Source organism: Streptomyces sp. CA-106110 (assembly GCF_050936285.1).
Classification (GTDB): Bacteria; Actinomycetota; Actinomycetes; order Streptomycetales; family Streptomycetaceae; genus Streptomyces.
In genome coordinates this window covers 11,242,745-11,269,152 of record NZ_JBNJNB010000001.1, presented here as the reverse complement: position 1 = coordinate 11,269,152, position 26,408 = coordinate 11,242,745, and the positions used below count along the sequence as shown (strand labels likewise).

Below are 26,408 nucleotides of genomic sequence, written 5' to 3'. Positions count from 1 at the left end.
GAGTCAGGTCGCCAAAGGACTTGGGTGCGGATCCTTCTGAGGGAAGGTTGTTGATCAAGTGCTGGGTTGGTTGTGGTGCTGGTCGGGGTAGGTGCGCTGATGCTCGCGGGTGTGGTGGTAGGCGAGGTAGGTGTCGAGGTCGCCGTTGGCGTGGACAGCGCGGAGTTTGAGGACGGCTTCGGCGCTGGCGAGGCCCCAGCGGGCTCCGGTGATGTCGAGGCGGTCGCCCACGAGGTGCCGGCACGCGCCTTCGACCGATCCGGTTGCGATGGGCCAGCCCTTGTCCAGTGCGGTGTCGTAGCGGAGCTGGTCGAGGTGGCCGGACAGGTAGCGCACGCAGGTGTCGACGCTGTCCCGTTTCGCCCCGGTGAGCTGTTCCTTCTCGGCGCGGGCGGTCATCTCGTCGGCGACGCGGGCGGCGTGTCCGTGCAGGATCGCGGTGAGTGTCTCGGCGGCGAAAGTCTCGGCCTCCAGGCTGCCGACAGGATGGAAGGCGTGCGCGGCCGTCCACGCGTACTCGGCGACATGGACGAAGTCGATCAAGATGTGGATCTTGGCGTTGCGGCGCTGTGCTTCGGCTTCGACGAGGTCGAGTTGGTGGCGGGCGCCGTCGACGAGGATGAGCCAGGGCCGGTGATGGCCCGGGTCACGGTCGGTGGCCTGGGTGAATGCCTCGGCGATCACGTCGTCGGGGTCGTGGATCAGGGAGGCGGTGCACCACCGGTTGACCGCTTTCGGGCCGGGCCGCACCGTCCGCAGGCGGGTACGGCCGCCGGGTGGGTGGACGATGTCGTGCGGACGGCGCTGGGCGGGGTGGGTGTCGTGGACGCAGGCGATGGTCGCCATGCGTTTCCGGTTCGGTTTCTCGCCCGGTGCGAGCCGCGCCTGCCTGCCCTGCCGCTTCTTTGCCTCGGCCGCGCGGCGGGTGGCCTCGCGCAACGCTTCGGGCCGCATCACCACCCCCTTCTGGTCGACCTGGATGACCAGCGGCATGTCGGCCGTGCACGGGGAGGCGATCTTGTGGTGGTAGAAGGCGTCGATGTCGGCGGCGGCCTCGACGGTCAGGCTCTCGGCCCGGCGTTTGCCCAGTACCGGCCCGCACCGGTCGGTGATCGCCGCGACGGCCTGCGCGTAGGAACCACGGACCGCCTCGCGCACGGCGAGGCGTTTGACGCCGTGGCTGTGCCGGCCGCGTGGCAGCGACAACTGGGCGTCGGCCGGGTGCACGTTCGACAGGCCCCGGCTCCGCCAGGCGCACCGCGTCACACTCACCGTGCCGAACAAGCAGGTCAGCTGCCGGGCATGCCCCCTCTCGCGGTACGGCCGCACCTCGCGGTCCGGACCGAAGACCGCCCGAGGCGGCGGCGCCTGCTCTTCACGGGCCGCCCGCAGGTCGAGGTGGTCCTGGAAGAACCGGCGCAGGATCTCCCGGCCATCGGTCTCGATCAGCTGTTCCACCGCGGCATGGTCCAACTCGGCGGTCTCGGGTGCCGACAGCCGTGCTGCCAGCGACTCCACCGCTTCCATCGAGCAGGCAAACGGGTCAGGGACATCGTGGGTGTCGTAGCGTTCCATCCGGGCTCTTCTTCCGGCCGTCGTTCCTGGTTGGCACCTACGACGGTAGGAAGAAGAGCCCCTTGACCACCGGGAGTTGGCTCACCGCACCGAACCGGTCGCCGTCCTTCCGGCCGACGCGGTGAACAGTGCGGGTGTCTGTTCGTCCAGCCAGCCCCGCTCGACCAGCCGCTTCAGTTTCGACCGCGTCCCCTCGATCTTCGACGTCTGCGCGGGCAGGCCGATCCTCGGCACGACCTGCTTCGCCTGCACCGGCTCGGGCCCGTCGTCGATCACGTCCACGATGTCGCGGTAGACCGCAGGGAGATCCGCGCTGCTCATCCCCTCCCGCCACACGGTCACCGTCTGCGCTCCCACCACCCGGCCCCCGCCCACCGGCTCGACCGCGTCCACGGCCACTCCCTCAGCCGCGAGTTCCTCCAGCGTCTCCCGCGTCACGGTCAACCGTTCCAGCCGGTCCCGCTCAGCCTCCAACCGCACGGTCAACACGGCGATCTCCCGCTCGAGTTCCTCCACCCGGGACCGCACCGCCGCCTGCCGAGCCTCCAGTTCCCCGATCAACGAGCCCATCCGGCACCGCCTCCTCTACCCGCACGGTAGAGACGACAACACCCCACCCACACCCAGATCAGCAAAACCCCAGTTCAACCGTCCCCCGAGAGGATCCGCACCCAAAGGACTTGCCGAAGGCTTGCGGCGACCGCGCCAGTTCCATCAGCACCTGGTCCGCTGCGTCGTCGTCGGCAAGGTCGGGCGCCAGGGCCGCGCAGGCCCGAACGCCTGCATGCGGGTCAGCCAGCCAGGGCAGTCCTTCAGCTTGATGGGGCGCGCGCTCGGGGCTCCGATGCACCACGTCCGCCGGTTTCTGTACCAGAGCGGCGGCGTCCGCCAGGCCCCGCAGCAGCGGTCAACGCGCCATCTGACCGGCGGCGAGCGCGAGGAGATATCCCGCGGTATGGCAGCCGGTGAGTCCGCTCGGCAACTGGCGCGGCGGTTGGGCAGATCGCCGTCGACCGTCTCCCGTGAGATCACCCGTAACGGCGGTCGGGAACGCTACCGCGCCGCGTCGGCGGACGCAGCTGCCTACACGCGTGGGCGTCGGCCCAAGCAGGCAAGCTCGCCCAACGGCCCGCTCTGCAAGCGCTGGTGGAGGCCAAACTGGCACTGTGCTGGTCGCCAGAGCAGATCGGGGGCTGGCTGAGACTCCAGTTCCCTGGCGACGTCTCCATGCAGGTCTCGCACGAGGCGATCTACCTCTCGCTTTACGACCCGCGACGTCGGCAGGCGATCGATCGCAGCCTCACCCAGCGGCTGCGGTCCGCGCGGCCGATGCGCCGGCCGAAGGCCGCCCGTCGGCCCACCGGCCGGGGCTTCATCCGCGGCATGGTGTCCATCAGCACCCGCCCTGCCGAAGTCGAGGACCGCAAGGTGCCCGGCCACTGGGAGGGCGACCGTGCGACACGAAGCCGCACGAATACGAGTGGACTGACCGGAAGGAGAAACGGCTGATGATGAGGCCGTAGGTGCAGTCACGGGTCCGTGTCCGTATGACCCGTCCCCGCCTCTGACGTGCGATGCCGGTAACGGTGTGGTCCGAAGCTCAGGGGAAAGCCCAAGGGCTCCCGTTCCATCCGGGAGTTACCGGCAAGGGGAAGACCGGACGGGTGAACGCAAGTGAACTCCCGATGATGCCTCGTGATCCCAAGCCCCGCCGATGGAAGGTTCCAGTGGGGTGCATGGCTGGCCGCTGAGAAGCGGTAGGCGCTGGCCGGCAGAGGTCACTCCGGCCAGGTGGACACCGCCGCCTCGGGGTCAAGGGAGCACCCACCCCGGTCGTATCTCATTCGTGTGGAACGTGGAAACCCCGTTGGGGTCCGGGCCTTCGCGGCCCGGTCGGCCGACCGCGAGGAAGGCTCAACTCCCCAGCGGGAACAGGATGGCCCAAGAAGCCAATGCCGGAAGACGAAAGGAAACGGGAACCCGGGGCAGCATGACCGGCCTTTCCGCCGGTCGCCCCGCATAACCGTCCGGATACGGGTGCGCTGCCCGGACCCGAAAGGGTGCTGACGTGGGCCAGGTGAGCCTGTGCGGACTCACTGGACAAAGACGACGGAACCGAGGGACAAGTTGGACGCCATGACGGATGCGGACGGAGCGGTCTCGACCGTCCGGAACGCTGCCGCGACGGTGAACGGACCCGAGGACGAAGACCTGGACTGGGCGTCGATCGACTGGCGCCTGGTCGAGGAGGACGTACGGCGTCTGCGGCAGAGGATCTTCACGGCATCGCAGGCAGGGGACCTGAAGAAGGTCCGCAACTTGCAGAAGCTGATGCTCCGTTCCCGGTCGAACACGCTCCTGAGCGTGCGGCGGGTTACGGAGATCAACGCGGGACGCGCGACGGCGGGAGTCGACGGGAAGGTGGTGCTGATGTCCCAGTCCAAGGCCGCCCTGGCCGACTGGGTTCAGCTCCGCGCCCGACCGTGGATCCCCAAGCCCGTCAAGCGGGTGTTCATCCCCAAACCGGGGACCACGAAGAAGCGCGGCCTCGGGATTCCCGTGATCGTTGACCGGTGTCTGCAAGCCGTGGCACTGGGCGCACTGGAGCCCGAGTGGGAGGCGCGGTTCGAGCCGAAGTCGTACGGCTTTCGGCCCGGCCGCGGCTGTCACGACGCGATCGGGGCCATCTACTCCACGCTCAACGGGAAGAACCCGCAGCGTGTGTGGGTGCTCGACGCGGACCTGACGGCGGCGTTTGACGCATCGTCACACTGCTCCTTGTGCTGATTGTGGGGGTCAGAACAGGCTGTTCTGAGGGGTCGGGGGCTCGATACGCAGGCCTTTTCTGCGTCCGGTGCGGACGTGGACGGCCTTCAGTTCGCCGTGCTTGACACGCTGCAACAGGGTCTGGCGGGAGACGCCGTAGGCGAGGGTGGCCTCGAGCATGGCGAGCCAGCCGTCGGGGGCGTCCTCGACGAATAGGGCACGGAGTTCGTCGGTGAGGCGGATGCGCCAGGGGGCGCCGGGGGTGTCCTGCTCGCCGGCGATGAAGCCGTCGCCCAGCCAGCGATGCAGGGTGGAGGGCGCGAGACCGAGTCGGTCGGCGGCCTGGGCCACGGTGACCAGCTCTCCTTCCTGCGGCTTGTCGCTCTTGGTGTGGCAGGGGATGCCCCAGTGGTGCCGTAGTGATTGGACTCTACTGGCCGTGTATGACAATCCCCGGGCGGTGCGCCGACCTTGGCGGTTGAGGATCCCGGCGATCTGGGCGTCCGGGTAGTGCACCGCCAGGCGGCGGATGAGGTCGACGGTGTCCTCGTCGGTGCGGATCTTCGGCTGCGGTCGGCGGATCGGCACCACCAGTTTGCTGATCGCGCCGCCTTTCCAGCGCATGACTGCCTCGGCGCGCGGGTCGGAGTCGTCGCGGTGGACGGTGAGGGTGACGTCCTCGAGCAGGGTGTGCAGCAGCTGCTTGCGGTCCTTGTCGGTGGTGGTCTCGGCGGTCCAGACCGGGTGGAGGTCGTCGGCGAGGGCGAGCACCGTGGCGCGCTCGGCCGCGGTGAGGGCGGTGGGCTGGCGGCGATCGCGGCGGGCGAGCTCGGCCTCGGCGGCGGCCAGGGCCGTGAGCGTCTTCTCCCAGTCGGCCTCCAGGCCGCGGGCGACCAGGCGGTTGTCCGGGTCGACGGCTCGGTAGCGGCGCTCGGCGCGCAAGGCGTCGTAGCGGGCGCGCTCGACCTCGCGCCGGTATTGGGCAAGCGCCGTGTCGTGGTCGGCTTCGAGTTGGTCGGCAGCCTTGAGGCAGGCTTCCAGGGCGGCGGGGGTGAGCGCGGCCAGGAACGCGGCGGCCACCGCGGCGTCGATGGCCTGCCCGCCGACCTGCAGGTGGCGCGTGCCGCGGCCGTCGACCAGCTGTCCGGATCCGGTGCAGTAGTAGCCGGGGGTGGCCTTGGCAGGGCCCTGGTAGAAGACGGCGAGTTTGCGCCCGCAGATGCCGCAGACGGCCAGGCCCTGCAGCAGCGCGCACCCCTCACGGACCGCGCCGGTGCCGGGCTCGTGACGCCGCGGGCGGGTGTTTGCACTGATTTTCTCCTGGTTGGCCAGGTAGTCCTCCCAGGTGATGAAGCCCTCGTGGTGGTCCTCGATCAGGACCTGCCACTGGTCGCGGGGCAGGACGCGGCGGTGGGTGCGCACGGTGCCGTCGGTGTCGAGGCGGCGTTCGAAGCGGGTGCGGCCGTAGACGTAGGCACCGGCGTAGGCGGGGTGGGTGAGCGTGTTGTGCACCGCGTGGTAGGTCGGCTCGACCCAGACGATCTCGGTGCCGTTGACGTACCCGGTCGGCTGCAGCGGCCACTTCAGGCCCTGCTCGCGCAACCACAGCCACACCCCGCGCGCTGAGCCGCAGGCGGCGAAGTGTTCGAAGACCGCGCGGATCACGCCGACCACGGCCTCGTCGGGATGGAAGAGGATCTCGCCATCGGCTTCGCCCCAGACCAGACCGACGGGAAGGCCGCGTCGCAGTTCCCCGCGGGCGGCCTTGTTGCGCACCCCGCCGTCGAGGCGGGCCCGCAGAATGTGCAGCTCAGCTTCGGCCATGGTCCCCTTCATGCCCAGCACGAGGCGGTCGTCGAACCGGCGCGGGTGGTAGACGCCGTCCGCGTCGGCGACCAGCGTGTCGGTCATCGCCGCGAGGTCGAGCAGCCGGTACCAGTCCGCATTATTGCGGGCCAGCCGGCTCACCTCGAGCGCGAGGATGATCCCGACCTGGCCCAGGCCGACCCGGGCGGCCAGCCCGGCGAACCCGGACCGCCCCAGGGCACTGGCGCCGGAGATGCCCTGGTCCTCATCGACGACGCTGACCTGCGCACGGGACCACCCGAGCGCCACCGCACGCTGGCCCAGATCGTACTGGCGGGCCGTGGACTCCCTGTTGCGTTCCAACTGAAGCAGAGTGGACTGGCGCACGTAGACGATCGCCGCTCTTTGCCGATGGGACGCGGTGACTTTACTGTGCTCACTCATCGTCAGCCTCCGTTCGGCGTGCGGCGGTCATCTTGGCGATGAGATGGGCCAGCTGGGTGACGGCCTCTTGCAGCTGGTTCTGCGGCGGGGATACCTGCTCGGGGAGCAGACTGAGTTGGACAGGCTGCACGGTCGTCCTCCTTGCACGGTGACTGCCGTGCAGCCTGCTCCCGCCCAGCGATCGCCCGGGCGAGAAGCGAGGAAACCAGCCCGTGCGCCTCCAACAGCTTGACCGACGAGGCAAGTTGCCTGATGCGATCGTCTCCGGCGCCGGTGGCTTCTTCCCTGTCCTGAGGGAAGTCAGTCCAGGCGGCCGGGATGAGCGACTTGCTCCCGTCCGGCAGGACCAGCAGCAGCTCCAGCCGTCCCCGGCAGTGCATCTGGCCGAGTACCTGAAGGCTGCGGCCCTTGAGCGGGTGGTGGTCCCTGACCACCTGCACGGACCTCACCGCGCACCACCGTCTCGCAAGGGCAGAGCGACCTCCGCACAGCCGCCGGCGCGCAGCACGGCGCGGGCCACCAGTACCACGGTGGGTGCGTCCACGCTGGTCAACACGGTGCCCAGGTCAACGGGGACGCCCTCGACCAGGCTCGCGCACAGCCGCAGCACCTGGCCCTCGCCGGTGGAGCAGGCCAGCCGCCCGCGCTTCAGACAGGCTGCCACCCGCGACCAGTCGACGAACGCCATCGGCGTCCCGTCCGCAGCAGGGACGATCTCGACGAAGTCCGCGATGAAGTCGTCGCGGCGCAGCCACCGTTCCTGGCCAATCAGCAACTCGACGGCCGCCACCGCGCAGTACAACCCCGCGGCCCCAGCGCGCAACGCGGCCGCGAGGTCCTCGATGCGGGTAGTAAGTCCGGGCTTCGTTCGACCGTATCGACCACGACCGGCTCATGGCCGCGCTCGGCACTTTCCCCGCTCGGGGACTGGTCCGGCAGTGGCTCAAGGCCGGGGCCGTGGACCGAGGCCGGTTCGCCCCGACCGAGGCGGGGACTCCTCAAGGCGGAGTGATCAGCCCACTGCTCTTCAACGTGGCTCTGCACGGAATGGAGGAAGCCGCAGGCGTCCGCTACTACACAACCGGCCGAGACGCTGGAAGTGCGCAGAGCGGGAGCCCGGTGCTGGTGAGATACGCCGACGATTTTGTCGCGATGTGCACCAGTCGTGAGCAGGCCGAGCAGGTCAAGGAACGGCTGGCCGCATGGCTGACGCCCAGGGGGCTCGCCTTCCACGAGGACAAGACACACATCGTCCACGCGGAGAGCGGGTTCGACTTCCTGGGGTTCAACGTCCGCCGCTATCACGGCAAGCTGCTGATCAAGCCGAGCACAGCGGCCCAACGACGGATCCGGGAACGGTTGAGTGCCGAGATGCTGGCCCTGCGAGGGGCCAATGCGGGTGCGGTGCTCAAGAAGATCAACCCGATCGTTCGGGGTTGGTCGGCCTACTACCGGACGGTGGTGTCCAGCGAGGTGTTCACCGCGCTGGACAATCACATGTGGAAGCTCGCTTACAAGTGGGCCAAACACAGCCACCCGAACAAGCCGAAGCACTGGATATCCGACAGGTACTTCGGCCGGTTCAACAAGGCCAGGAGGGACCGGTGGGTATTCGGCGACCGCATCAGCGGGGCCTACCTGCTCAAGTTCTCCTGGACGAAGATCGTCCGGCACCAGTTGGTCAAGGGCAGGGCGTCCCCGGACGACCCGGCACTGGAGTCGTACTGGGCCGAGCGGCGTCGCAAAGGGCCACCCCCGCCGGTCGACGGCATGACCGTGCGCCTGCTCCAGGCACAACAGGGTCGCTGCCCGATCTGTGGAGGGCTCCTGCTGCACGCCGATCACCCGCCCCGAAACCCGCAGGAATGGGAAGCGTGGCGGGCCGTCCTCAGGAAGGCGATCTCCAAGCAGTACGTCGCCTTCCGAGGAGGGGCCTCACCGGGCGATCAACGAATCCGTCTCCTCCACACCCACTGTCAACGGCGGAATGGAGCCGCCGATCCGACAAGCCCCGCACCTTCTCCTGACCGCGAGCCCTTGGGGCTTGCTTGAGCCGTGTGCGGTGAACAGCTGCTTGCACGGTTCTGAGGGGGCGGGGGCGCAGCAATGCGTCCCCGCTACCCGACTCGTGATGGGCACACGACCCTCGGCGGTCGCCACGCTCGTCGAGCGCACCACCCGCTACACCACCATCGTCGCGCTGCCGGACGGCATCAAGGCAGATCAGGTCGCGCCGCACCTCACCCGGAGCCTCCTCGGCATCCCGCCCCAGGTGCAGCGGACGCTCACCTGGGACCGGGGCCGCAAGATGGCCGAACACCAGGCCATCACGGCCGAGACCGGCATGCCATTCTACCTCTGCAAACCACGCAGCCCTTGGCAGCGAGGCACCAACGAGAACACCAACCGCCTGCTACGGCAGTACCTGCCCAAGGGCGCGGATCTCCGCACGTTCAGCCAGGCCGACCTCAACGCCATCGCCCACGAGCTCAACCACCGTCCCCGTAAAGTCCGTGGCTACCGCACTCCGGCGGAGGTCTACGCTGACCTCCTGAACAGCGGTGACGCGTTGACCACTTGAGCTCGCCATCGTTTACCGACAGGCACCAGGCGCATCTGATGAACCCGGACATTCCAGGACATCAGGGCGCCGCCGATCCAATCAGATCCGGTGGTGATTGATTTCCCGGCCGGTCGGACAGGCGGATCAGCGCAGTCCGGCGAAGAGATCGTTCTCGGGTATGGCCGCGCCGGTGGCGTCCTGGACACGTACGAAAGTCTCCATGCCCATCAACTCGCCGAACCTCTCCTTGCCCATCTTGAGGAAGAAAATGTTCTCGCCCTGGCTGGCGTGCGCGGCCAACGCGTCGAACTTCTGACCGCTGAACGCGGTGGTGTCCACCCACGTGGTGATCTCATCGTCGGGGAGGCCGATCTCGGCCATCGCGGCGGCCTCGGCAGGATCCGGCTGCGGCATGTCCTCATGAAACTCACGCATGATCTCGCCGAACCGCTGCATCATCGAGCGGGGCATCGTGGTCCAGTACACCTTCGGTGCCAGCGCGGTCATCTCCAGCGCCGCCATCGTGATGCGGTGGGCCTGGATATGGTCGGGGTGGCCGTAGAAGCCGTTCTCGTCGTAGGTGACGACCACATCAGGTCGGTAGTGTCGCATGAGTGTCGCGAGTCGGGCCGCGCCTTCCTGCACGGGGGTCTGCCAGAAGGATCCGGGGGCGTCGTTGCTCGGCCAGCCCGTCATCCCGGAGTCGGCATAATCCAGCATCTCCAGATCGCTGACCTTCAGGACGTCACAGCTCGCCTCAAGTTCTTGACGGCGCATCAGGGCGACCGCCGAGGGATCGTGCCCGGGATCGCCCGGCTTGACACCCCCCGGTCCGTCACCGCAACCGCCGTCGGTACACGTCACGAGAACGGTACGGATGCCTTCCGCCGCGTACCGCGCGAGGACCCCTCCGGTGCCGGTGGCCTCGTCGTCGGGGTGGGCGTGTACTGCCATGAGCGTCAAGGGCCGGTCAGTCATGAAACAGTCCTCCTGCAGAAATACGTCTTGGTACGAGTGTGCGGCGGGCGTACCGCGACCTTGGGGCCCGGATCCTGGTGGTGCGGACGACCTTGTGATCCGTGTTCCCCGCCCGTGCGGCGCCGGTCCCTCGATCGATGCAACCATGCCGGCCGGACCGGCTGTTCCCGGCGCGGCCGCGTGGCCTTCCAGGCGTCGGCGTCCAACGCGAACGAGGTACAGATCCCGGTCGGCCACCGGCCCGTCCACGAGCCACTTGAGGACCAGCGGGATCACCAGGCCGACGCACGAGGCGACGAACGCGACGAACGCGACGGTGAACAGCCTCAGGCGCACCGGTCGCACATACGGCCACAGGCGCAGCAGGGTGCACACGGCGGAGCGGTCCTTGGAGGGTTACACGTTGTGCGGGCATCAGCAGGAGCCTACGTACCGGCACCGACAGTGCCCACCGCGTTTTGACCGGACCCGGATCCGTCTGCGGTCCTACGACCTGCGTGTACGAGGAGTCGCCCGGTCCGTCGGCCGCCGGGTCGTACCCCCGCATCAACCGATCGGCTGATGCACCTTCGAGCGAGGCGGCCGATGTGCCGGACGGGCTCCGGCCGGGACCCTCGAGGCATGACCACGCATCCCGTCATCGAAGTCAGCGGACTGCGCAAGTCCTACGGGGGAAGGGCTGTCGTCGACGGCGTCACCTTCGCCGTGGAGGAGGGCGAGATCTTCGGAATCCTCGGCCCGAACGGCGCGGGCAAGACCACCACCGTCGATTGCGTCGAGGGCCTCAGGACCCCCGACGAGGGACGGGTCCGGGTCGCCGGGCTCGATCCCGTCGCCGACCACGAGCAGGTCTCGCGGGCCCTCGGCGCCCAGCTCCAGCAGAGCGAACTGCAGGCCAAGCTCTCTGTGCGCGAGGCGCTGGAGCTGTACGCGTCCTTCTATCCGCACCCCGCCGACTGGCGCCCGCTCGCCGAGCGCCTCGACATCACCGGACAGCTCACCACCCGGTTCGGCAAACTCAGCGGCGGCCAGAAACAGCGCCTGTTCATCGCGCTCGCCCTCATCGGCAACCCGAGGGTGGTCGTCCTCGACGAGCTCACCACCGGACTCGACCCGCGAGCCCGCCGCGACACCTGGCGGCTCATCGAGGACGTACAGGGCAACGGCGTCACCGTCCTGCTCGTCACGCACTTCATGGAGGAGGCGCAGCGGCTCTGCGACCGTATCGCGGTCATCGACAAGGGGCGGATCGCCGCCCTGGACACCCCCGCTGGACTGATCCGCCGCGCGTCCGGTTCCACGGTCATCAGCTTCACCCCGTCGGCGCCGCTGGACGAGGACGAACTGCAGGCGCTGCCTGCGCTCGCGTCCGTCGCCCACAAGGACGGCCGGATCACGCTCGCCGGCACCGACGAGACCGTCAACGCGGTCATCTCCCTGCTCGCCCGGCAGCACATCACCGCCCATCAACTCCGCGTCACCGACGCCACGCTGGACGACGCGTTCCTGGACCTGACGGAGGCCTCGGCATGAGCACCTCGACCCTCTCCACTGCGCGTCCGCGGGCGGCCGTCCTGCGCACGGAGGTACGGCTCTTCCGCCGCGAACCCGGCGGCATCTTCTGGATCCTGATGTTCCCCACGCTGCTGCTGGTGATCCTCGGCTCCATCCCGGCCTTCCGGGAGAGCGACAAGTCCCTCGGCGGCCTCAGGCTCGTGGATCTGTACGTCCCCGTGGTGGTCCTGGTCGCCATGATCACCGCCGGGGTGCAGTCCATGCCGCAGGCCCTCACCGGCTACCGCGAGCGCGGCATCCTGCGCCGGATGTCCACCACGCCCGTGCGGCCCTCGTCCCTGCTGTCCGCGCAGATGCTGGTGCACGGACTGGCCGTCCTCGTCTCCGCACTGCTCGCGCTCGCCGTGGGCCGGCTCGCCTTCGATGTACGTCTGCCGCAGCAACTCGCCGGATACGTCCTCGCCTTGGTCCTGGCCATCCTCGCCGCCCTCGCGCTGGGTTCGGTGGTCTCGGCCGTCTCCCGTACGACGAAGATCGCGGGTGCGATCGGGTCCGCCGTGTACTTCCCGATGATGTTCTGCGCGGGGGTGTGGCTGCCGGTGCAGTCCATGCCGCACACACTGGCCCGGGTCGTGGAGCTGACCCCGTTCGGGGCGGCCGCCCGTGCGCTCGGCCAGGCGGCCTCCGGCGACTGGCCCGGCTGGGGCAACCTCGGCGTGCTCGCCACGTGGACGGTGCTCCTGTCGGCCCTGGCCGCACGATGGTTCCGCTGGGAGTGAGGCCGGTTCCCGCTGTGCAGACTGGTCGTATGACAGCCGAGACGCAACAGGTGCCGGGCATCGCCGTCGGTGCCTGGTCGGCCCCCGGGTCGGCCGCGGTGGAGCAGCGCTGGGCGGCCTGGCACCGGTGGGGACCGTACGGTCTCCTCGCCGGCGGGACCCTGACCGCGATCGTCTCCGCGGACGCGGTCGGCATGACCACCGGAGCCAGGTACGCGACCGGTGCGATGGTGGCGGCGGCCCTCGTTCTGCAGTGGGTGTGGGGGAGGGTGTCCCGTGGGCGCACGGGACCTTCCCGGGCCGGCGTCGCCTACTACACCGTCCGCTGGGTGCTCGGCTTCGCCCTCAGCTGGCTCAACCCGTTCTTCGCACTCTTCGCCGTCACGGGCTACTTCGGCGTCAACCGGCTGCTGCCGCAGCGCCTGGTGAAATACGGCCTTGTCGCCACCGCCGTCACGATGTCCGGTTCGCAGGCCGGGGGCATGCCGCCGCAGGGCGGGGTCGGCTGGCTCGGCTTCGGCGTGCTGCTCGGCGTCAACCTCTGTCTGCTCACCGTCTTCGCCCGCATCGCGGCGCACGAGGACGAACGCGCCCGTGTGCAGAGCGACACCATCGCCGAACTCGAGCGCACCAATGCGGCCCTCCAGCAGGCCCTCGACGAGAACGCGGCCCTTCACGCCCAACTCCTCGTCCAGGCCAGGGAAGCCGGGGTCGCCGACGAGCGCCGGCGCCTCGCCGCCGAGATCCACGACACCATCGCTCAGGGCCTGACCGGGATCATCGCCCAGCTCCAGGTGGTCGCGGGCGCCTCCGACCTCACGGTGGCCCGCACCCATCTCGACCGGGCCGCCGCGCTCGCCCGGCACAGCCTCGGCGAGGCCCGCCGCTCCGTCCACAACCTCGCCCCCGTCGACCTGGAGCACGCCGGGCTGCCCGAGGCGCTGGAGAAGACGGTCGCCCAGTGGGGCGAACGGACCGGTGTGGGCGCCCGGTTCACGGTCACGGGCACCGCGGTGTCACTCCACGACGAGGTGTCCGCCACGCTGCTGCGTATCGCGCAGGAGGCACTCTCCAACACCTCCCGTCACGCCTGCGCCACCCGCGTCGGAGTGACGCTCAGCTTCATGGGTGACGAAGTGAGTCTCGACATCCGCGACGACGGCCGCGGTTTCGATCCGCACCGGCTCCCGGAACGCACCGGCACCAGAGGCTTCGGACTCGACGGCATGCGGGCCCGTGCCGAGCGCATAGCCGGATCCCTCGTCCTCGAGTCGGAGCCGGGACAGGGCACGGCGGTCTCGGCTCGCGTACCGTTGGTGGGCGATGACCGATGACACGACCGTCTCCCTGCTGATCGTCGACGACCATCCCGTCGTTCGGGACGGGCTGCGCGGCATGTTCGAGAACGCCCCCGGTTTCCGCGTCCTGGGCGAGGCGTCGGGCGGTGTGGAGGCGGTGGCCCTGGCCGCCGGACTCGACCCGGACGTCATCCTGATGGATCTGCGGATGCCGGGCGGCAGCGGGGTGGAGGCCATAGCCACGCTCACCCGCTCGGGCGCCCGCGCGAAGATCCTGGTCCTGACGACGTACGACACCGACTCGGACACACTGCCCGCCATCGAGGCGGGTGCGACGGGCTATCTGCTCAAGGACGCGCCGCGCGACGAACTCTTCACCGCGGTACGGGCCGCGGCCGAGGGCCGCACGGTGCTGTCCCCGGCGGTGGCCTCCCGGCTGGTCTCGGCGGTGCGCGCCCCCGGGAACGAGCCGCTCTCCGTCCGCGAACGCGAAGTGCTGGCGCTCGTGGCCAAGGGCACGTCCAACCGCGAGATAGCCCGTGTGCTGTTCATCAGCGAGGCCACGGTGAAGACCCATCTGACGCATCTCTACGCCAAACTGGGCGTCAAGGACCGGGCGGCGGCGGTGGCGGTGGCCTACGACCGCGGAATTCTGGGCTAAGAGCCATCACGTAATGCTGTGATGTCCGCCCGATGTCTGTGCGGGGCTGACATGCCTGGGTGGCGTGCCAGCTCCGTGCAGCCGGCTGTTCCGACGTGGGCCTTGTGCCGCTCGTTGGCGGGTCGGGTCTCATTCGGGGTAAGTCCGGTACCGGGTGGTGGTGTTTTGTCGAGCAGAGGCCCCCGGCCGGAAGCATCCGGCTTGTGGGCTGCCGCGTGGGTGCGGCCCCGGCTGAGGCGTGCACCGCGCTGCGGCTGACTCGACAGGGCTTTCACCGACCGTCGGCTTCACCGGGCCAACGACCGCCGCGGCCCTGGCCCCTGCTGAGCGCGACCGGCCACGCCGTCCACGCCCGTCGTCGGCGATGCTCGGGTTGGGCGCGCCACGAATCTCCGCTGGTTTTCGCGCACCCCATTGACGCGCTCACAGCCCCCACCTACCTTCCACCGTCGAAGCGCTTCGACGTCACGCATCGAAACGATTCGATGAACGCTGCGTGACACCTCAGTTACCCATCCGACTCCCTTGGAGGCAGTGGATGTTGACGGCACGAAGGCGTGTGGTGGCGACGGCGGCGGTCCTCACCGGCTCCCTGCTCCTGGCCTCCTGCGGTGGCTCGGACAGCGGTTCCTCCGACGGCAAGACACTCAAGCTGTGGCACTACGAAGCCCCGAACAGCGCGATGGGTGTCGCCTGGAACGAGGCCATCAAGGAGTTCGAGGCGAAACACCCGGGCGTGAAGGTGAAGTTCGAGGAGAAGGGCTTCGAGCAGATCCAGAAGACCGCGCCGATGGTCCTCAACTCCTCGGACGCGCCCGACATCATGGAGTACAACAAGGGCAACGCAACGGCTGGACTGCTGTCCAAGCAGGGGCTCCTCACCGACCTGACCGCCGAGGTCACCAAGCGCGGCTGGGACAAGAAGCTCAGCGCGGGGGTGAAGACCACTAGTCAGTACGACGCCAACGGGGTCATGGGCTCCGGAAAGTGGTACGGAGTGCCCAATTACGCCGAATACACCATGGTCTTCTACAACAAGGACCTCTTCAAGAAGTACGGCATCGCCGAGCCGAAGACGTTCGACGACCTCACCGCGGCCATGGACAAGTTCGTCGCCAAGGGCATCACCCCGCTCGCCAACGCCGGCGCCGAGTACGTGGCCCAGCAGTACCTGTACCAGCTGGCGCTGTCGAAGGCCGACCGCTCCTGGGTCGACTCGTACGAGCTCTACAAGGGTAAGACCGACTTCCACGATGCGGCCTGGACCTACGGCGCGACCACCTTCGCCGACTGGGTGAAGAAGGGCTCCATCAGCAAGACGTCCAGCGGCTCCAAGGCCGAGGACGCGGGGGTCGCCTTCATCCAAGGCAAGAACCCGATCCTGTTCAGCGGCAGCTGGTGGTACGGCCGCTTCAAGGCGGAGAACAAGTTCGACTGGGGCACCATGCTGTGGCCGGGTTCCAACCTGACCCTCGGCTCGGGCGGCAACCTCTGGGTCGTCCCCAAGGGCGCCAAGAACAAGGACCTGGCCTACGACTTCATCGACATCACCATGTCGAGGAAGATCCAGAACCTGCTCGGCAACAAGGGCGGCGTGCCCGTGGCGGCCGACGCGGCCGCCGTCACCGACCCGCAGGCAAAGAATCTCATCGCCGACTTCAACACGCTCTCCGGACGTGACGGCTTGGCCTTCTATCCGGACTGGCCGGTCGCCGGCTTCTACGACGTCCTCGTCTCTGAGACGCAGAAGCTGATCACGGGCAGCGAGAAGCCGGACGCCTATCTGAGCAACGTGCAGAAGGCGTACGACAAGGGCGTGCCGAAGCAATGACGATCATCGTCGAACGGGGTGCGCGGGCCGTCGGCAAGCACCAGCACGTCGGCCCGCGCCGCCCCCGCCCGCGCACGTCGTACGCCCTCTTCCTGCTCCCCGGCATCCTCGCCTTCCTCGCCGTGATCGTCATCCCATTCCTGATGAACACGGGCGTGAGCTTCACGGACTGGAGCGGGGTCGGCTCGCCGAAGTGGACCGGGCTCGCCAACTACCGTGAACTGGTGGACGACTCGGAGTTCTGCGCGTCGTTCCGGCACAGCCTGTTCATGGTCGTCGCCATGGCCGTCGTACCGACGATGCTCGGACTCGTCCTCGCCGCCGCCCTGTTCGACTACATAGGCAAGCACTTCGGCAGCAGGACGGCGGCCGTCCTGCGCGCCTGCTTCTACCTCCCGCAGGTGCTGCCCATCGCGGTCGCCGGCATCGTCTGGAGCTGGATCCTCGCCCCCGGCAACGGCGCCCTGAACGCGCTGCTGAAGGCGGTCGGTCTCGGCTCCCTGCAACAGGACTGGCTCGGCGACCCGGACATCGCCCTCTACACCGTCATGGGTGTGATGGTGTGGGTGCAGATCGGCTTCCCCCTCGTTGTCTTCATGGCGGGGCTCCAGCGCGTCGACCCGCAGCTGTACGAGGCGGCGGAGCTGGACGGCGCCGGCTGGTGGCGCCGCTTCTGGCACATCACGCTGCCGCAGATCAGACCCGAGATCTACGTCGTGCTGCTGTGGTGCACGATCGCCGCGCTGAAGGTCTTCGGGGCCGTCTACGTCCTGACCAAGGGTGGGCCGGGCGGCGCCACCGACGTCCCCTCCTACTTCTCCTTCACCACGTTCTTCGAGAAGACCCAAGTCGGGTACGGCGCCGCCGTCTCCACTGTCCTCACCGTGATCATCCTCGTCCTGGCCCTGGTCGGACTGAAGCTCCAGGCCCGCGCCGAGGACGCCGAGGAGGGGGTCCGCACATGATTACCGTACGCCGTTACCCGGTCCTCATCGCGCTCTGCATCGGCGCGGCCTTCATGGTCCTGCCGTTCCTCATCGTCGCGGTCAACGCCGTGAAGTCCCCCACCGAGTACTCCCAGCACGGCCCCCTCAGCCTCCCCAAGGGCCTCTACCTGGATGGTCTGAAGGACTTCTGGTCGCGCGTCGACTACGGCCAAAAGCTCTTCAACTCCGTCCTGATCAGCGGCTCGGTGGCGGTCCTGGCCGCGGTCCTGTCCGTGCTCAACGCCTACGCGATCGGCATCGGCCGCATCAAGGGCCGCACCTGGGTGCTCGCCTTCTTCGTGCTCGCCAACATGCTGCCGCAGGAGGCGCTCGTCTATCCGATCTACTACCTGTGCAAGCAGGTGGGCCTGTACGACACCCGGCTCAGCGTCGTGATCGTCTTCACCGTCGTCCAGGCCGCCTTCGGCACGTATCTGCTCTCCTCCGTCCTCGGACAGTTCCCGCGCGAGATCATCGAGGCGGCCCGGATCGACGGGGCGAACAAGTGGCAGGTGCTGTGGCGGATCGTGGTCCCGGTCAGCCGCCCGACCATCGGCGTGCTGCTCGTCTTCTTCTTCATCTGGACGTGGAACGAGTTCCTGCTCCCCCTGGTCATGCTGATCTCCAACGACAACCAGACGGTGTCGGTGGCGCTCGGCGTCCTGCAGGGTCAGCGCCTGATGGACGCCACGATGACCAACGCGGCGGCCCTGCTCGGCGTCCTGCCGGCCATCGTCTTCTTCCTCGTCTTCCAGCGGACTCTCACCCGCGGCATCGCCGTGGGTGCCGTCAAGTAGGGGGCACGCGCTTGAAGTTCACCGACGGCTACTGGCTGCTGCGCGAAGGCGTCACCGCGGCCCACCCGGTCGAGGTCCTGGACGTCACCGCCTCTCCGGGGGCCCTGGAGATCCACGCGCCGACCCAGCCCATCCGCCACCGCGGCGACCTGCTGAAGGGACCGGTCGTGACGATCAGCGCACACGCGCCGACGCCGGACGTCATCGGCGTCACCTTCACGCACTTCGAGGGTGAGCAGCCCCGGGGGCCGCGGTTCGAAGTGCGGCGGGAGGACGACTTCACGCCGCAGGTGGAGTACGACGACGAGCAGGCCACAGTCACCGCGGGCGCCCTGTCCGTGCGCGTCGCCCGCTCCGGACCCTGGCACGTCGACTTCCTCGCCCACGGCCGCACTCTCACCACCAGCGGTCGCAAGGGCATGGGCATCATGCGCGACGCGACCGGTGCCCACTACCTGCGCGAGCAACTGGATCTTCGCGTCGGTACCTCGGTGTACGGCCTCGGCGAGCGATTCGGGCCGCTTGTCAAGAACGGTCAGGTCGTCGACATGTGGAACGCCGACGGCGGCACGGCGACCGAACAGGCCTACAAGAACGTCCCCTTCTTCCTGACTGACGCGGGCTACGGCGTCTTCGTCGATCACCCGGGCAAGGTGTCGTTCGAGGTCGGCTCGGAGGCGGTGTCCCGGGTCCAGTTCAGCGTGGAGAGCCAGCAGTTGACGTACTACGTCATCTACGGCCCCACCCCGAAGGACATCCTGCGCAAGTACACGGCCCTCACCGGCCGCCCGGCGCTCCCGCCCGCCTGGTCCTTCGGTCTGTGGCTGTCGACGTCCTTTACCACCTCGTACGACGAGGCCACCGTCACCTCCTTCATCGACGGCATGAAGGAGCGCGAACTTCCGCTCTCGGTCTTCCACTTCGACTGCTTCTGGATGCGGGAGTTCAACTGGTGCGACTTCCAGTGGGATCCGCGGGTCTTTCCCGATCCGGAGGGCATGCTGGCCCGGCTGAAGGACAAGGGCCTGCACATCTGCGTCTGGATCAATCCGTACATCGCGCAGCGCTCGCCGCTCTTCGCCGAGGGCAAGGCCCTGGGCCATCTGCTCAAAAAGCCCGACGGGAGTGTGTGGCAGTGGGACCTGTGGCAGCCCGGCATGGCGCTCGTCGACTTCACCAGCCCGGCCGCCCGCGACTGGTACGCCTCCAAGCTGGAGGCACTGCTCGCGCAGGGCGTCGACTGCTTCAAGACCGACTTCGGCGAGCGGATCCCGGTCGACGTGGCGTACGCGGACGGCTCGGACCCCGAGCGGATGCACAACTACTACACGTACCTCTACAACCGCACCGTCTTCGAGGTACTGCGCAAGCACCGCGGCGAGCAAGAGGCTGTCGTGTTCGCGCGCTCGGCCACGGCCGGGAGCCAGGGCTTCCCGGTGCACTGGGGCGGTGACTGCGAGGCCACGTACGAGTCGATGGCCGAGTCGCTGCGCGGCGGCCTCAGCCTCGGTATGTCTGGTTTCGGGTTCTGGAGCCATGACATCGGGGGCTTCGAGGGCACCCCGTCCGCGGCGTTGTTCAAGCGGTGGCTCGCCTTCGGGTTGCTCTCCTCGCACAGCAGACTGCACGGCTCGTCGTCGTACCGGGTGCCGTGGCTGTTCGACGAGGAGGCCGTGGACGTCCTGAGGCTCTTCACCCGGCTGAAGCTGCGGCTCATGCCGTACCTGTACGAGGTTGCCCGCACCGCTCACGCGGAGGGTGTGCCGATGATGCGGGCGATGGTACTGGAGTTCCCGGACGACCCCGGCTGCGCGCATCTGGAGCGGCAGTACATGCTCGGTCCCGATCTGCTGGTCGCGCCGGTCTTCAGCGACGACGGGGACATCTCGTACTACGTGCCCGAGGGCACCTGGACCCACTACCTGAGCGGGCAGAGGGTGACCGGGCCGCGCTGGGTGCGCGAGCAACACGGGTTCTCCAGCGTTCCGCTGCTGGTCAGACCGGGTGCGGTGATCCCGGTGGGCGCGGTGGACGACCGGCCCGACTATCCGTACGCCGACGGGGTCACCCTGTGCGCCTACGGCCTCGAGCGCGGGGCGCGGGTGACGGTGCCGGTGGGGGACGTGACCTTCACCGTCGTCCGGGAGGGGGACACACTGCGGGCCTCCAGCAGTGATCCGGCGACTCCCTGGGCTCTGGCCGCCGGGGAGCGGATCGCGCGGGCGGCTGCGGGCACCGGATTCCTGTCGCTGGAGTTGGAGTCGGAGTGATGTTTCCTCCCCCACTGGAGCTGGACTGACCATGGTGAAGATCACGGACGTGGCGCGGCACGCGGGTGTCTCCCCCAGCACCGTCTCGTACGCCCTGAGCGGCAAACGCCCGATCTCCGAGGAGACCCGGCAGCGCATCGAGGTGTCCATCCGCGAGCTGGGCTACCGCCCGCACGCCGGCGCCCGGGCGCTGGCCAGCAGCAGGTCGAACGTACTGGCGCTGGTGATCCCGCTGCGGTCCGGGATCCACGTCCCGGTGGTGATGCAGTTCGCGGTGTCGGTGGTGACCACGGCACGGACGCACGACCACGACGTGCTGCTGCTCACCCAGGAGGAGGGCGAGGAAGGGCTGCGCAGGGTCGCGGACACCGCGCTCGTGGACGCGTTGATCGTCATGGACGTACAACTCCACGACCCTCGGCTGCCGCTGCTGCGCACCCTGGACCGGCCCTCCGTGATGATCGGGTTCCCCCAGGACCCGGCGGGCCTGACCTGTATCGACCTCGACTTCAAGGCGGCCGGCGAGCGGTGCGTGGATCGGCTGGCCGGACTCGGGCACCGGGTCGTCGCGCTGGTCGGGTCGCCGCCCGAGGTCTATGTGCGGGAGACGGCGTTCGCCCAGCAGGTGGTGCAGGGATTCACGGCCGCCGCCGACCGCAACGGGCTCACCTCGTCCATCCACCCGTGCGAGGCCTCGCCTGCCGCCGCCCGCCGGGTCGCCGAGCAACTACTTTACCAACAACCGGAGTTGACCGGGGTCGTCGTGCACAACGAGGCGGTTCTGGAGCCGCTGATCGACGCCTTCGAGCAGCTCGGTCTGCGGGTCCCCGGCGACCTGTCCATCACCGCCATCTGCCCCGACGAACTCGCCGAGTCCCTCCGCGTCCCCGTCACCTCGGTCGCCCTGCCGTCCGCCGAGCTGGGCGCGCGGGCCGTGGAGCTGCTGATGAAGAAGCTGGACGGCACGGCCGTACCCGAGGCGACGCTCCTGCCGCCCCGGCTGACGGAACGCGCGAGCACGGCGCCGCGCAAAGCGCCCTGAAGTTCCTCATGTGCAAGGCACTCACCGAAGGAGCCGTGACATGCAGAAAGGCAAGAGAAGAAGGAGAACCACGCTCGCCGTCGCGCTCGCCCTCGTAGCCGGCCTCTCGGCCGCCGTCCCGGCCGGTGCGGACGGCCCCACGTACCCCTTCCGCAACCCGAACCTCCCCGTCGACAAGCGCGTCGACGACCTGCTCTCCCGTCTGACACTCGACGAGAAGATCTCCCTCCTCCATCAGTACGAGCCGGCGATCCCGCGCCTCGGCATCCAGTCGTTCCGCACCGGCACCGAGGCCCTGCACGGCGTGGCCTGGCTCGGCAAAGCCACCGTGTTCCCGCAGGCGATCGGGCTCGCCTCCACCTGGGACCCGGCCCTGATCCGGCAGGTCGGCTCGGCGGTCGGCGACGAGGCGCGCGGCTTCCAGCAGCAACGCCCGGCCGGCTGGGGCCTCAACCTGTGGGCGCCCGTGGTGAACCTGCTGCGCGACCCGCGCTGGGGCCGCAACGAGGAGGGGTACTCCGAGGACCCCTACCTCACCGGCTCGATCTCCACGGCATACGGCACCGGCCTGGCCGGCGGCGACCCGAACCACCTGAAGACAGCTCCGACGCTGAAGCACTTCCTCGCCAACAACAACGAGATCCAGCGCGACACCACGTCCTCCGAGCTGCGCCCACGCGCGCTGAAGGAGTACGACGAGCAGGCCTTCAAGCCGGCGATCGAGGCGGACGCGGCCACCGGGGTGATGTCGTCGTACAACCTCGTCAACGGCCGCCCGGACACGGTCAACCCCGCCCTGGACGACACCGTGCGCACCTGGACCTCGCAGGACCTGCTGGACGTCACCGACGCCTTTGCGCCGGGCAATCTGGTCGGCAGCCAGAAGTACTACGGCACGCAGGCCGAGGCGGACGCCGCCGCCCTGAAGGCGGGCATCGACAGCTTCACGGACAACGACACGGACTCCGGACCGACGACGACCGCGATCAAGTCGGCATTGTCCACGGGCCTGTTGAAGGAGTCGGACGTCGACGAGGTCGTGGGGCATGTACTGAGCGTCCGCGTCCGGCTCGGCGAGTTCGACCCGGGCGGCGGCACGTACGGATCCATCGACGCGTCCGTCATCGACAGCCCGGCCCACCGGAAGCTGGCGCGCGAGGCGGCCACCGAGGCTGCGGTACTGCTGAAGAACGACGGCGCGCTGCCGCTGAGGAAGTCCGGTAGCGCGGTCGTGGTCGGCCCGCTGGCCGACACCCTGTACACGGACTGGTACTCCGGCACTCTCCCGTACGCGGTGACACCCAGGGACGGCATCACGTCGAAGCTCGGCACCTCCGTGGCGAGCAGCGAGGGCGTGGACCGGATCGCGCTGAAGGACACGGCGACCGGGAAGTACGTCACGGCGGGGACGGGCGACGCTGGCGCCGCCCTGAAGGAGACTGCGGACTCGGGGCCGGGTTCTCAGTTCGACGTGTTCGACTGGGGATCGGGCGTCGTCACACTCCGCTCGGCCGCCAACGGACAGTACGTCGGCTACAACGGGTCGAAATTCGTCAACGACCAGACGCAGCCGAACGGCTGGTTCGTGCAGCAGCAGTTCAAGCTGGAACGGCAAGACGACGGGACGTACCTGCTGCGGTACGCGGGCTACGAGACCGGCGAGTCTTGGTGGTCGAACCCGGTCTACCTCGGCCCGACCGGCGACGACGGCACGCTCGGCCTGGTCGACAAGGACAAGGCCGCGCACTACACGAAGGACGTCGTGCGCAATGGCCTCGACGAGGCGGTCGTCGCAGTCAAGGGCAAGGACACGGCGGTGGTGGTCGTGGGATCGATGCCCTCGATCAACGGGCGCGAGGCACACGACCGCACGGACATGGGGCTTGCCCCGTCGCAGGAGGCCCTGGTCAAGGCGGTCCACCGGGCCAACCCTCGGACGGTGGTGGTCGTCGAGAACAGCTACCCCACGACTCTCGGCTCAGTGCAGAAGGAGGTCCCGGCCCTGCTGTGGACCACGCACGCGGGCCAGGAGACGGGCAACGCACTGGCCGACGTACTCTACGGCGACGCCAACCCGGCGGGCCGCTTGACGCAGACCTGGTACAGGTCGGAGTCCGACCTCCCGCCCATCCTGGACTACGACATCATCAAGGCCGACCGCACATACGAGTACTTCAAGGGGCAGCCGCTGTACCCGTTCGGGTACGGACTGTCGTACACGAGCTTCCGCTACGGCGAGCTGAGGCGGGTCGACAACGGGTACGAGGTGTCGGTGACGAACACGGGCAGCCGGGCGGGCGACGAGATCGTGCAGCTGTACGTCCATCAGCGGGTGTCGCGTGACAAGCAGCCGCTGAAGCAGCTCAAAGCGTACGCGCGGGTGCCGCTGAAGCCAGGCGAGACGAGGACGGTACGGCTGAAGCTGCGGACTTCGGATCTGGCGCACTGGGACGTCACCCGCTCGAAGTGGGTGGTGGAGAAAGGGACGTACGACGTGATGGCGGGCGCGTCGTCGGCGGACATCCGCGCGCGTACGTCGTTGACGGTCCGGGGCGAGACGATCCCGCCCCGTGACCTGTCGAAGGTGACCCGCGCCGAGAACTTCGACGACTACGACGCGATCAGCCTGGTGGACGAGTCGAAAGCGCGCGGAACGGCGGTGGCCGCGACGGCCGACCGGGCGTGGCTGAAGTTCGCGGACACGCGGCTCGACCCGGGCACGTCCACGCTGAGCACCCGTCTGGCGGGAGCCTCCGGCACGCTGGAGGTGCGCCTCGGCTCTCCCACCGGCACGTTGGCCGGTACGGCCCACTTCGACGGCACGTCGTCCCCGTACACGTACGAGACGGTGACGGCCCCCCTGACGGCCGTGACGAAGGGCCGCCGGGACGTGTACCTGGTCCTGAGCGGCAGCCTTCGCCTGTCGACGTTCAGCCTGCGCTGACGGGCACGGTGTCGATCGCGTACCGGCTCAGCCGAGGCCCCAGGCCCGCCCGAGCCGGTACGGCGGCACACAGGTTCACATCGAGGATGCAGGAACCGGCCGTCCCGCACTGCTCGGTCCCGCTGCCCGGATCAACCGGCTACCCGTGTCCCATGCCGGTGATGCTGTACGTCTCCACGGCGGCGTTCCCTGCCGAGTTCGGGCGCAGGCTCACAAACCTGCCCGATCCGCAGGCCAGTGTAATGGGCCGTGATCACTCGCGCCGAAGCAGCCGTGCTGCGCCGCTACTCCCAGGAAAACGACGTCAAACTCGGCGAGGTGGTCCAACGCGTCTGCAAGGAAGGCAGTCTCGATTGACCCGGCCAGAGCCGCCGGCGCCCGTGAGGGGCGCCGGCCTGGGTCGCGGAACGTGTGGTGGAAGCCGCGGTGCCCCCTCTCCTAGTCATCCTGCCGGAGTAATAACGGCGGTAACCGCAGAGGCGCACAGCCACGTTCGGTCCGACCTCACTCATCCACGCAGCACGTGCCAGCTCCCCCGAGCCTTCGTCTGCCAGATATCTCCTGAGGATCCACCGGAAGACCCGGTCAAAACGGCGTATCAGGCGCTGGGCCGGTGGCAGGGCAGGTGACCTGCCAGGCGCCTCGCCATGGTGCCCTGTGGTCTCCCCCGTGCCACCGGGGCGGCTCAACCACCTTGCGCTGCTCACCGAAACCCGGGGACTCCGAGGGCCACTGCTGCTGGCGCCGAATCCACTGGAAGGCCTCGACTGCATCCCTGGCGGCTGCTGCGCCCGGTGGCCGGCTCTCTCGTGATTCGAGTAGGAAGTACGCTGTCCTGGTACATGAGCCGTGGAGATCGCCAATGAGGCGGCAGAGTCGTTGGATGCGGCATGGGCGGCAATGGCCGCCTCCACGCCTTCCAAGTGGCTCGCCCCATTGCCCCAACCGACGTAGTAGTGCAGGTGGAGGACCGCTTCGCGCAGCTACTCGACGCTCAGTCCGCCGTTCGCAAGAGCTCCACTGGCCTCCTGCTGGTCAACCCCGACCAGTTGGCGGCAGTCCACGCGGACCGGAACCTGATCCCCGCCGCCTTCGCGGAGACCCTCCGCCACACCCCGCCGGTCCACATGATCATGCGGCAGTCGGCGACCGACGTCGAGCGCACCGGTGGCACCATCCCTGCCGGCGCCACCGTCACCTGCCTCATCGGCGCCGCCAACCGGGACAAACAGCGCTTCCGCGACCCTGACACGTTCGACATCTTCCGCGAGGACCTCACTACGACCTCGGCGTTCTCGGCCGCCGCCGACCCCCTCGCCTTCGCGCTGGGTCGGCACTTCTGTGTAGGCGCGCTGCCGGCCAAGGCCGAGGTTGAGGTGGGCGTGTATCAGTTGCTGGATGCCATGCCCGACCTCCGTCTCGCCGACGGTTTCGACCCGGTCGAGCAGGGAGTCTTCACTCGTGGCCCGAAGGCGCTGCCGGTGTCTTTCACGCCGGCCACCGGTTGACGGTGCCTCCTTGATGAGCCGCTGCCTCCGCGCGCCCGGGGATCCGGCCCGGCACGCGGAGGGCATGGCTACCGCACTTGCGGCGTGAATTGCACCGGAAACGAGGTCAGACCACGCATCCAGATGGAAGGGCGCCACGTCAACTCTGGGGCTTCCGCGGCCAGTACGGCATCACGAGTCACATCGGCGACATGTCACGACGGCGACAAGCATTGTCGGCGCGTCGGCGAGGCATGGCAGCATCACGGCGCCCGGCGACCTCACCCACAGGGCCCGAACCCCGCAACCTCCCTCCCCATGAGGGCGACCTGACGCGAGTCGTGGTGGTCGACCCGGCGGGCCCGACCGACCAGCCCTCCCCCGGCTCCACGCGCGCCTTTCTTCGAACTCGGCACACCAGCCCCCACCAGCGCGGATGCGATCTTCGACAACGGCAGCGCTGAACACGGGATTTCGGCACCCTTGACACCGCCCGAATACGGGGGGAGCATCCTCGCGTTCATTGACAACGTTGTCGGCAGTAGTTCGGAACGGAGAGCGGACGCGCGTGCTCCTGGTGCGTCCTGACTTTCCATCAGACACGAAGGGCAGAAGCGGTGTCAGGCTCATTGGTTCGTCAGACTCATGTGGAGGGCCGGGCTCGTC

At 68.6% G+C, this 26,408-nt stretch carries 20 protein-coding genes and 3 pseudogenes; 16 read left to right on the top strand and 7 right to left on the bottom strand.

Annotation, left to right across the window (positions count from 1 at the left end):
- Nucleotides 1–54: 54 nt before the first annotated feature.
- Both ACQEXA_RS51930 and ACQEXA_RS51925 read right to left on the bottom strand, forming a co-directional pair.
- Complete coding sequence (locus ACQEXA_RS51930) at nt 55–1,575, bottom strand: ISKra4 family transposase (RefSeq protein ID WP_433133530.1); 1,521 nt, start codon at nt 1,573–1,575, stop codon at nt 55–57.
- Between the two features lie 81 nt (nt 1,576–1,656).
- Nucleotides 1,657–2,145 (bottom strand): hypothetical protein, encoded by a 489-nt coding sequence (locus ACQEXA_RS51925; RefSeq protein ID WP_432930635.1) that lies wholly within the window; start codon nt 2,143–2,145, stop codon nt 1,657–1,659.
- Between the two features lie 214 nt (nt 2,146–2,359).
- Between ACQEXA_RS51925 and ACQEXA_RS51920 the strand changes: the two genes are divergently transcribed.
- The 3 genes from ACQEXA_RS51920 to ACQEXA_RS51910 all read left to right on the top strand — a co-directional run bounded on the left by ACQEXA_RS51920 (nt 2,360) and on the right by ACQEXA_RS51910 (nt 4,362).
- Nucleotides 2,360–2,776, top strand: a complete 417-nt coding sequence (locus tag ACQEXA_RS51920) for a helix-turn-helix domain-containing protein (RefSeq protein ID WP_433134795.1) — start codon at nt 2,360–2,362, stop codon at nt 2,774–2,776.
- On the top strand, nt 2,722–3,084 hold the full coding sequence (locus ACQEXA_RS51915; protein WP_433134839.1) for a transposase: 363 nt from the start codon (nt 2,722–2,724) through the stop codon (nt 3,082–3,084). Before ACQEXA_RS51920 ends, ACQEXA_RS51915 begins: the two co-directional genes overlap by 55 nt.
- A gap of 627 nt (nt 3,085–3,711) precedes the next feature.
- Nucleotides 3,712–4,362, top strand: coding sequence for a reverse transcriptase N-terminal domain-containing protein (locus ACQEXA_RS51910; RefSeq protein WP_433133528.1), 651 nt, complete (start codon nt 3,712–3,714; stop codon nt 4,360–4,362).
- A gap of 9 nt (nt 4,363–4,371) precedes the next feature.
- Here ACQEXA_RS51910 and ACQEXA_RS51905 read toward each other — a convergent pair whose 3' ends face one another.
- The 4 genes and pseudogenes from ACQEXA_RS51905 to ACQEXA_RS51890 all read right to left on the bottom strand — a co-directional run bounded on the left by ACQEXA_RS51905 (nt 4,372) and on the right by ACQEXA_RS51890 (nt 7,414).
- A complete protein-coding gene (locus ACQEXA_RS51905) occupies nt 4,372–6,591 on the bottom strand; it encodes a recombinase family protein (RefSeq protein WP_432920226.1) in 2,220 nt (739 codons plus the stop codon).
- The gene (locus ACQEXA_RS51900; RefSeq protein ID WP_433134827.1) at nt 6,584–6,721 is read right to left on the bottom strand and encodes a hypothetical protein; all 138 of its coding nucleotides are present in this window, start codon (nt 6,719–6,721) and stop codon (nt 6,584–6,586) included. Before ACQEXA_RS51900 ends, ACQEXA_RS51905 begins: the two co-directional genes overlap by 8 nt.
- A 163-nt stretch (nt 6,722–6,884) precedes the next feature.
- Nucleotides 6,885–7,025: pseudogene (locus ACQEXA_RS51895) on the bottom strand (DUF5372 family protein); the annotation flags it as partial.
- A gap of 11 nt (nt 7,026–7,036) precedes the next feature.
- Entirely contained in the window at nt 7,037–7,414 is a 378-nt protein-coding gene (locus tag ACQEXA_RS51890; RefSeq protein ID WP_359412606.1) for a hypothetical protein, read from the bottom strand.
- Nucleotides 7,415–7,485: 71 nt separating this feature from the next.
- Between ACQEXA_RS51890 and ACQEXA_RS51885 the strand changes: the two genes are divergently transcribed.
- Complete coding sequence (locus ACQEXA_RS51885) at nt 7,486–8,643, top strand: reverse transcriptase domain-containing protein (protein WP_433133526.1); 1,158 nt, start codon at nt 7,486–7,488, stop codon at nt 8,641–8,643.
- 73 nt (nt 8,644–8,716) lie between these two features.
- Nucleotides 8,717–9,172, top strand: a pseudogene (locus ACQEXA_RS51880) (IS30 family transposase); the annotation flags it as partial.
- A gap of 126 nt (nt 9,173–9,298) precedes the next feature.
- Here ACQEXA_RS51880 and ACQEXA_RS51875 read toward each other — a convergent pair.
- The gene (locus tag ACQEXA_RS51875; protein WP_432922410.1) at nt 9,299–10,132 is read right to left on the bottom strand and encodes a PIG-L family deacetylase; all 834 of its coding nucleotides are present in this window, start codon (nt 10,130–10,132) and stop codon (nt 9,299–9,301) included.
- A gap of 621 nt (nt 10,133–10,753) precedes the next feature.
- Here ACQEXA_RS51875 and ACQEXA_RS51870 point away from each other — a divergent pair.
- From ACQEXA_RS51870 to ACQEXA_RS51820, 11 genes and pseudogenes are all read left to right on the top strand, one after another.
- Nucleotides 10,754–11,665, top strand: coding sequence for an ABC transporter ATP-binding protein (locus tag ACQEXA_RS51870; RefSeq protein ID WP_433133524.1), 912 nt, complete (start codon nt 10,754–10,756; stop codon nt 11,663–11,665).
- The gene (locus tag ACQEXA_RS51865; RefSeq protein WP_433133522.1) at nt 11,662–12,426 is read left to right on the top strand and encodes an ABC transporter permease; all 765 of its coding nucleotides are present in this window, start codon (nt 11,662–11,664) and stop codon (nt 12,424–12,426) included. Before ACQEXA_RS51870 ends, ACQEXA_RS51865 begins: the two co-directional genes overlap by 4 nt.
- A gap of 29 nt (nt 12,427–12,455) precedes the next feature.
- A complete protein-coding gene (locus ACQEXA_RS51860) occupies nt 12,456–13,760 on the top strand; it encodes a sensor histidine kinase (RefSeq protein ID WP_433133520.1) in 1,305 nt (434 codons plus the stop codon).
- Nucleotides 13,750–14,385: a response regulator gene (locus tag ACQEXA_RS51855; protein ID WP_432922422.1), complete on the top strand. Its 636-nt coding sequence runs from the start codon at nt 13,750–13,752 to the stop codon at nt 14,383–14,385. The genes ACQEXA_RS51860 and ACQEXA_RS51855 overlap by 11 nt, the downstream gene beginning before the upstream one ends.
- Before the next feature lie 538 nt (nt 14,386–14,923).
- Nucleotides 14,924–16,216, top strand: coding sequence for an ABC transporter substrate-binding protein (locus ACQEXA_RS51850; protein ID WP_433133518.1), 1,293 nt, complete (start codon nt 14,924–14,926; stop codon nt 16,214–16,216).
- Nucleotides 16,213–17,181, top strand: coding sequence for a carbohydrate ABC transporter permease (locus ACQEXA_RS51845; RefSeq protein WP_433133516.1), 969 nt, complete (start codon nt 16,213–16,215; stop codon nt 17,179–17,181). Before ACQEXA_RS51850 ends, ACQEXA_RS51845 begins: the two co-directional genes overlap by 4 nt.
- Nucleotides 17,178–17,999 carry a carbohydrate ABC transporter permease gene (locus ACQEXA_RS51840; protein WP_432922431.1) on the top strand — a complete coding sequence of 274 codons (822 nt, stop codon included), beginning with the start codon at nt 17,178–17,180 and terminating at the stop codon, nt 17,997–17,999. Before ACQEXA_RS51845 ends, ACQEXA_RS51840 begins: the two co-directional genes overlap by 4 nt.
- Before the next feature lie 11 nt (nt 18,000–18,010).
- Nucleotides 18,011–20,269 (top strand): alpha-xylosidase, encoded by a 2,259-nt coding sequence (gene yicI, locus ACQEXA_RS51835; protein WP_433133514.1) that lies wholly within the window; start codon nt 18,011–18,013, stop codon nt 20,267–20,269.
- 31 nt (nt 20,270–20,300) lie between these two features.
- The gene (locus ACQEXA_RS51830) at nt 20,301–21,311 is read left to right on the top strand and encodes a LacI family DNA-binding transcriptional regulator (protein WP_432922436.1); all 1,011 of its coding nucleotides are present in this window, start codon (nt 20,301–20,303) and stop codon (nt 21,309–21,311) included.
- Nucleotides 21,312–21,351: 40 nt separating this feature from the next.
- Complete coding sequence (locus tag ACQEXA_RS51825; protein WP_433133512.1) at nt 21,352–24,255, top strand: glycoside hydrolase family 3 C-terminal domain-containing protein; 2,904 nt, start codon at nt 21,352–21,354, stop codon at nt 24,253–24,255.
- Nucleotides 24,256–25,283: 1,028 nt separating this feature from the next.
- A pseudogene (locus tag ACQEXA_RS51820) lies at nt 25,284–25,763 on the top strand (cytochrome P450); the annotation flags it as partial.
- Nucleotides 25,764–26,408 lie beyond the last annotated feature (645 nt).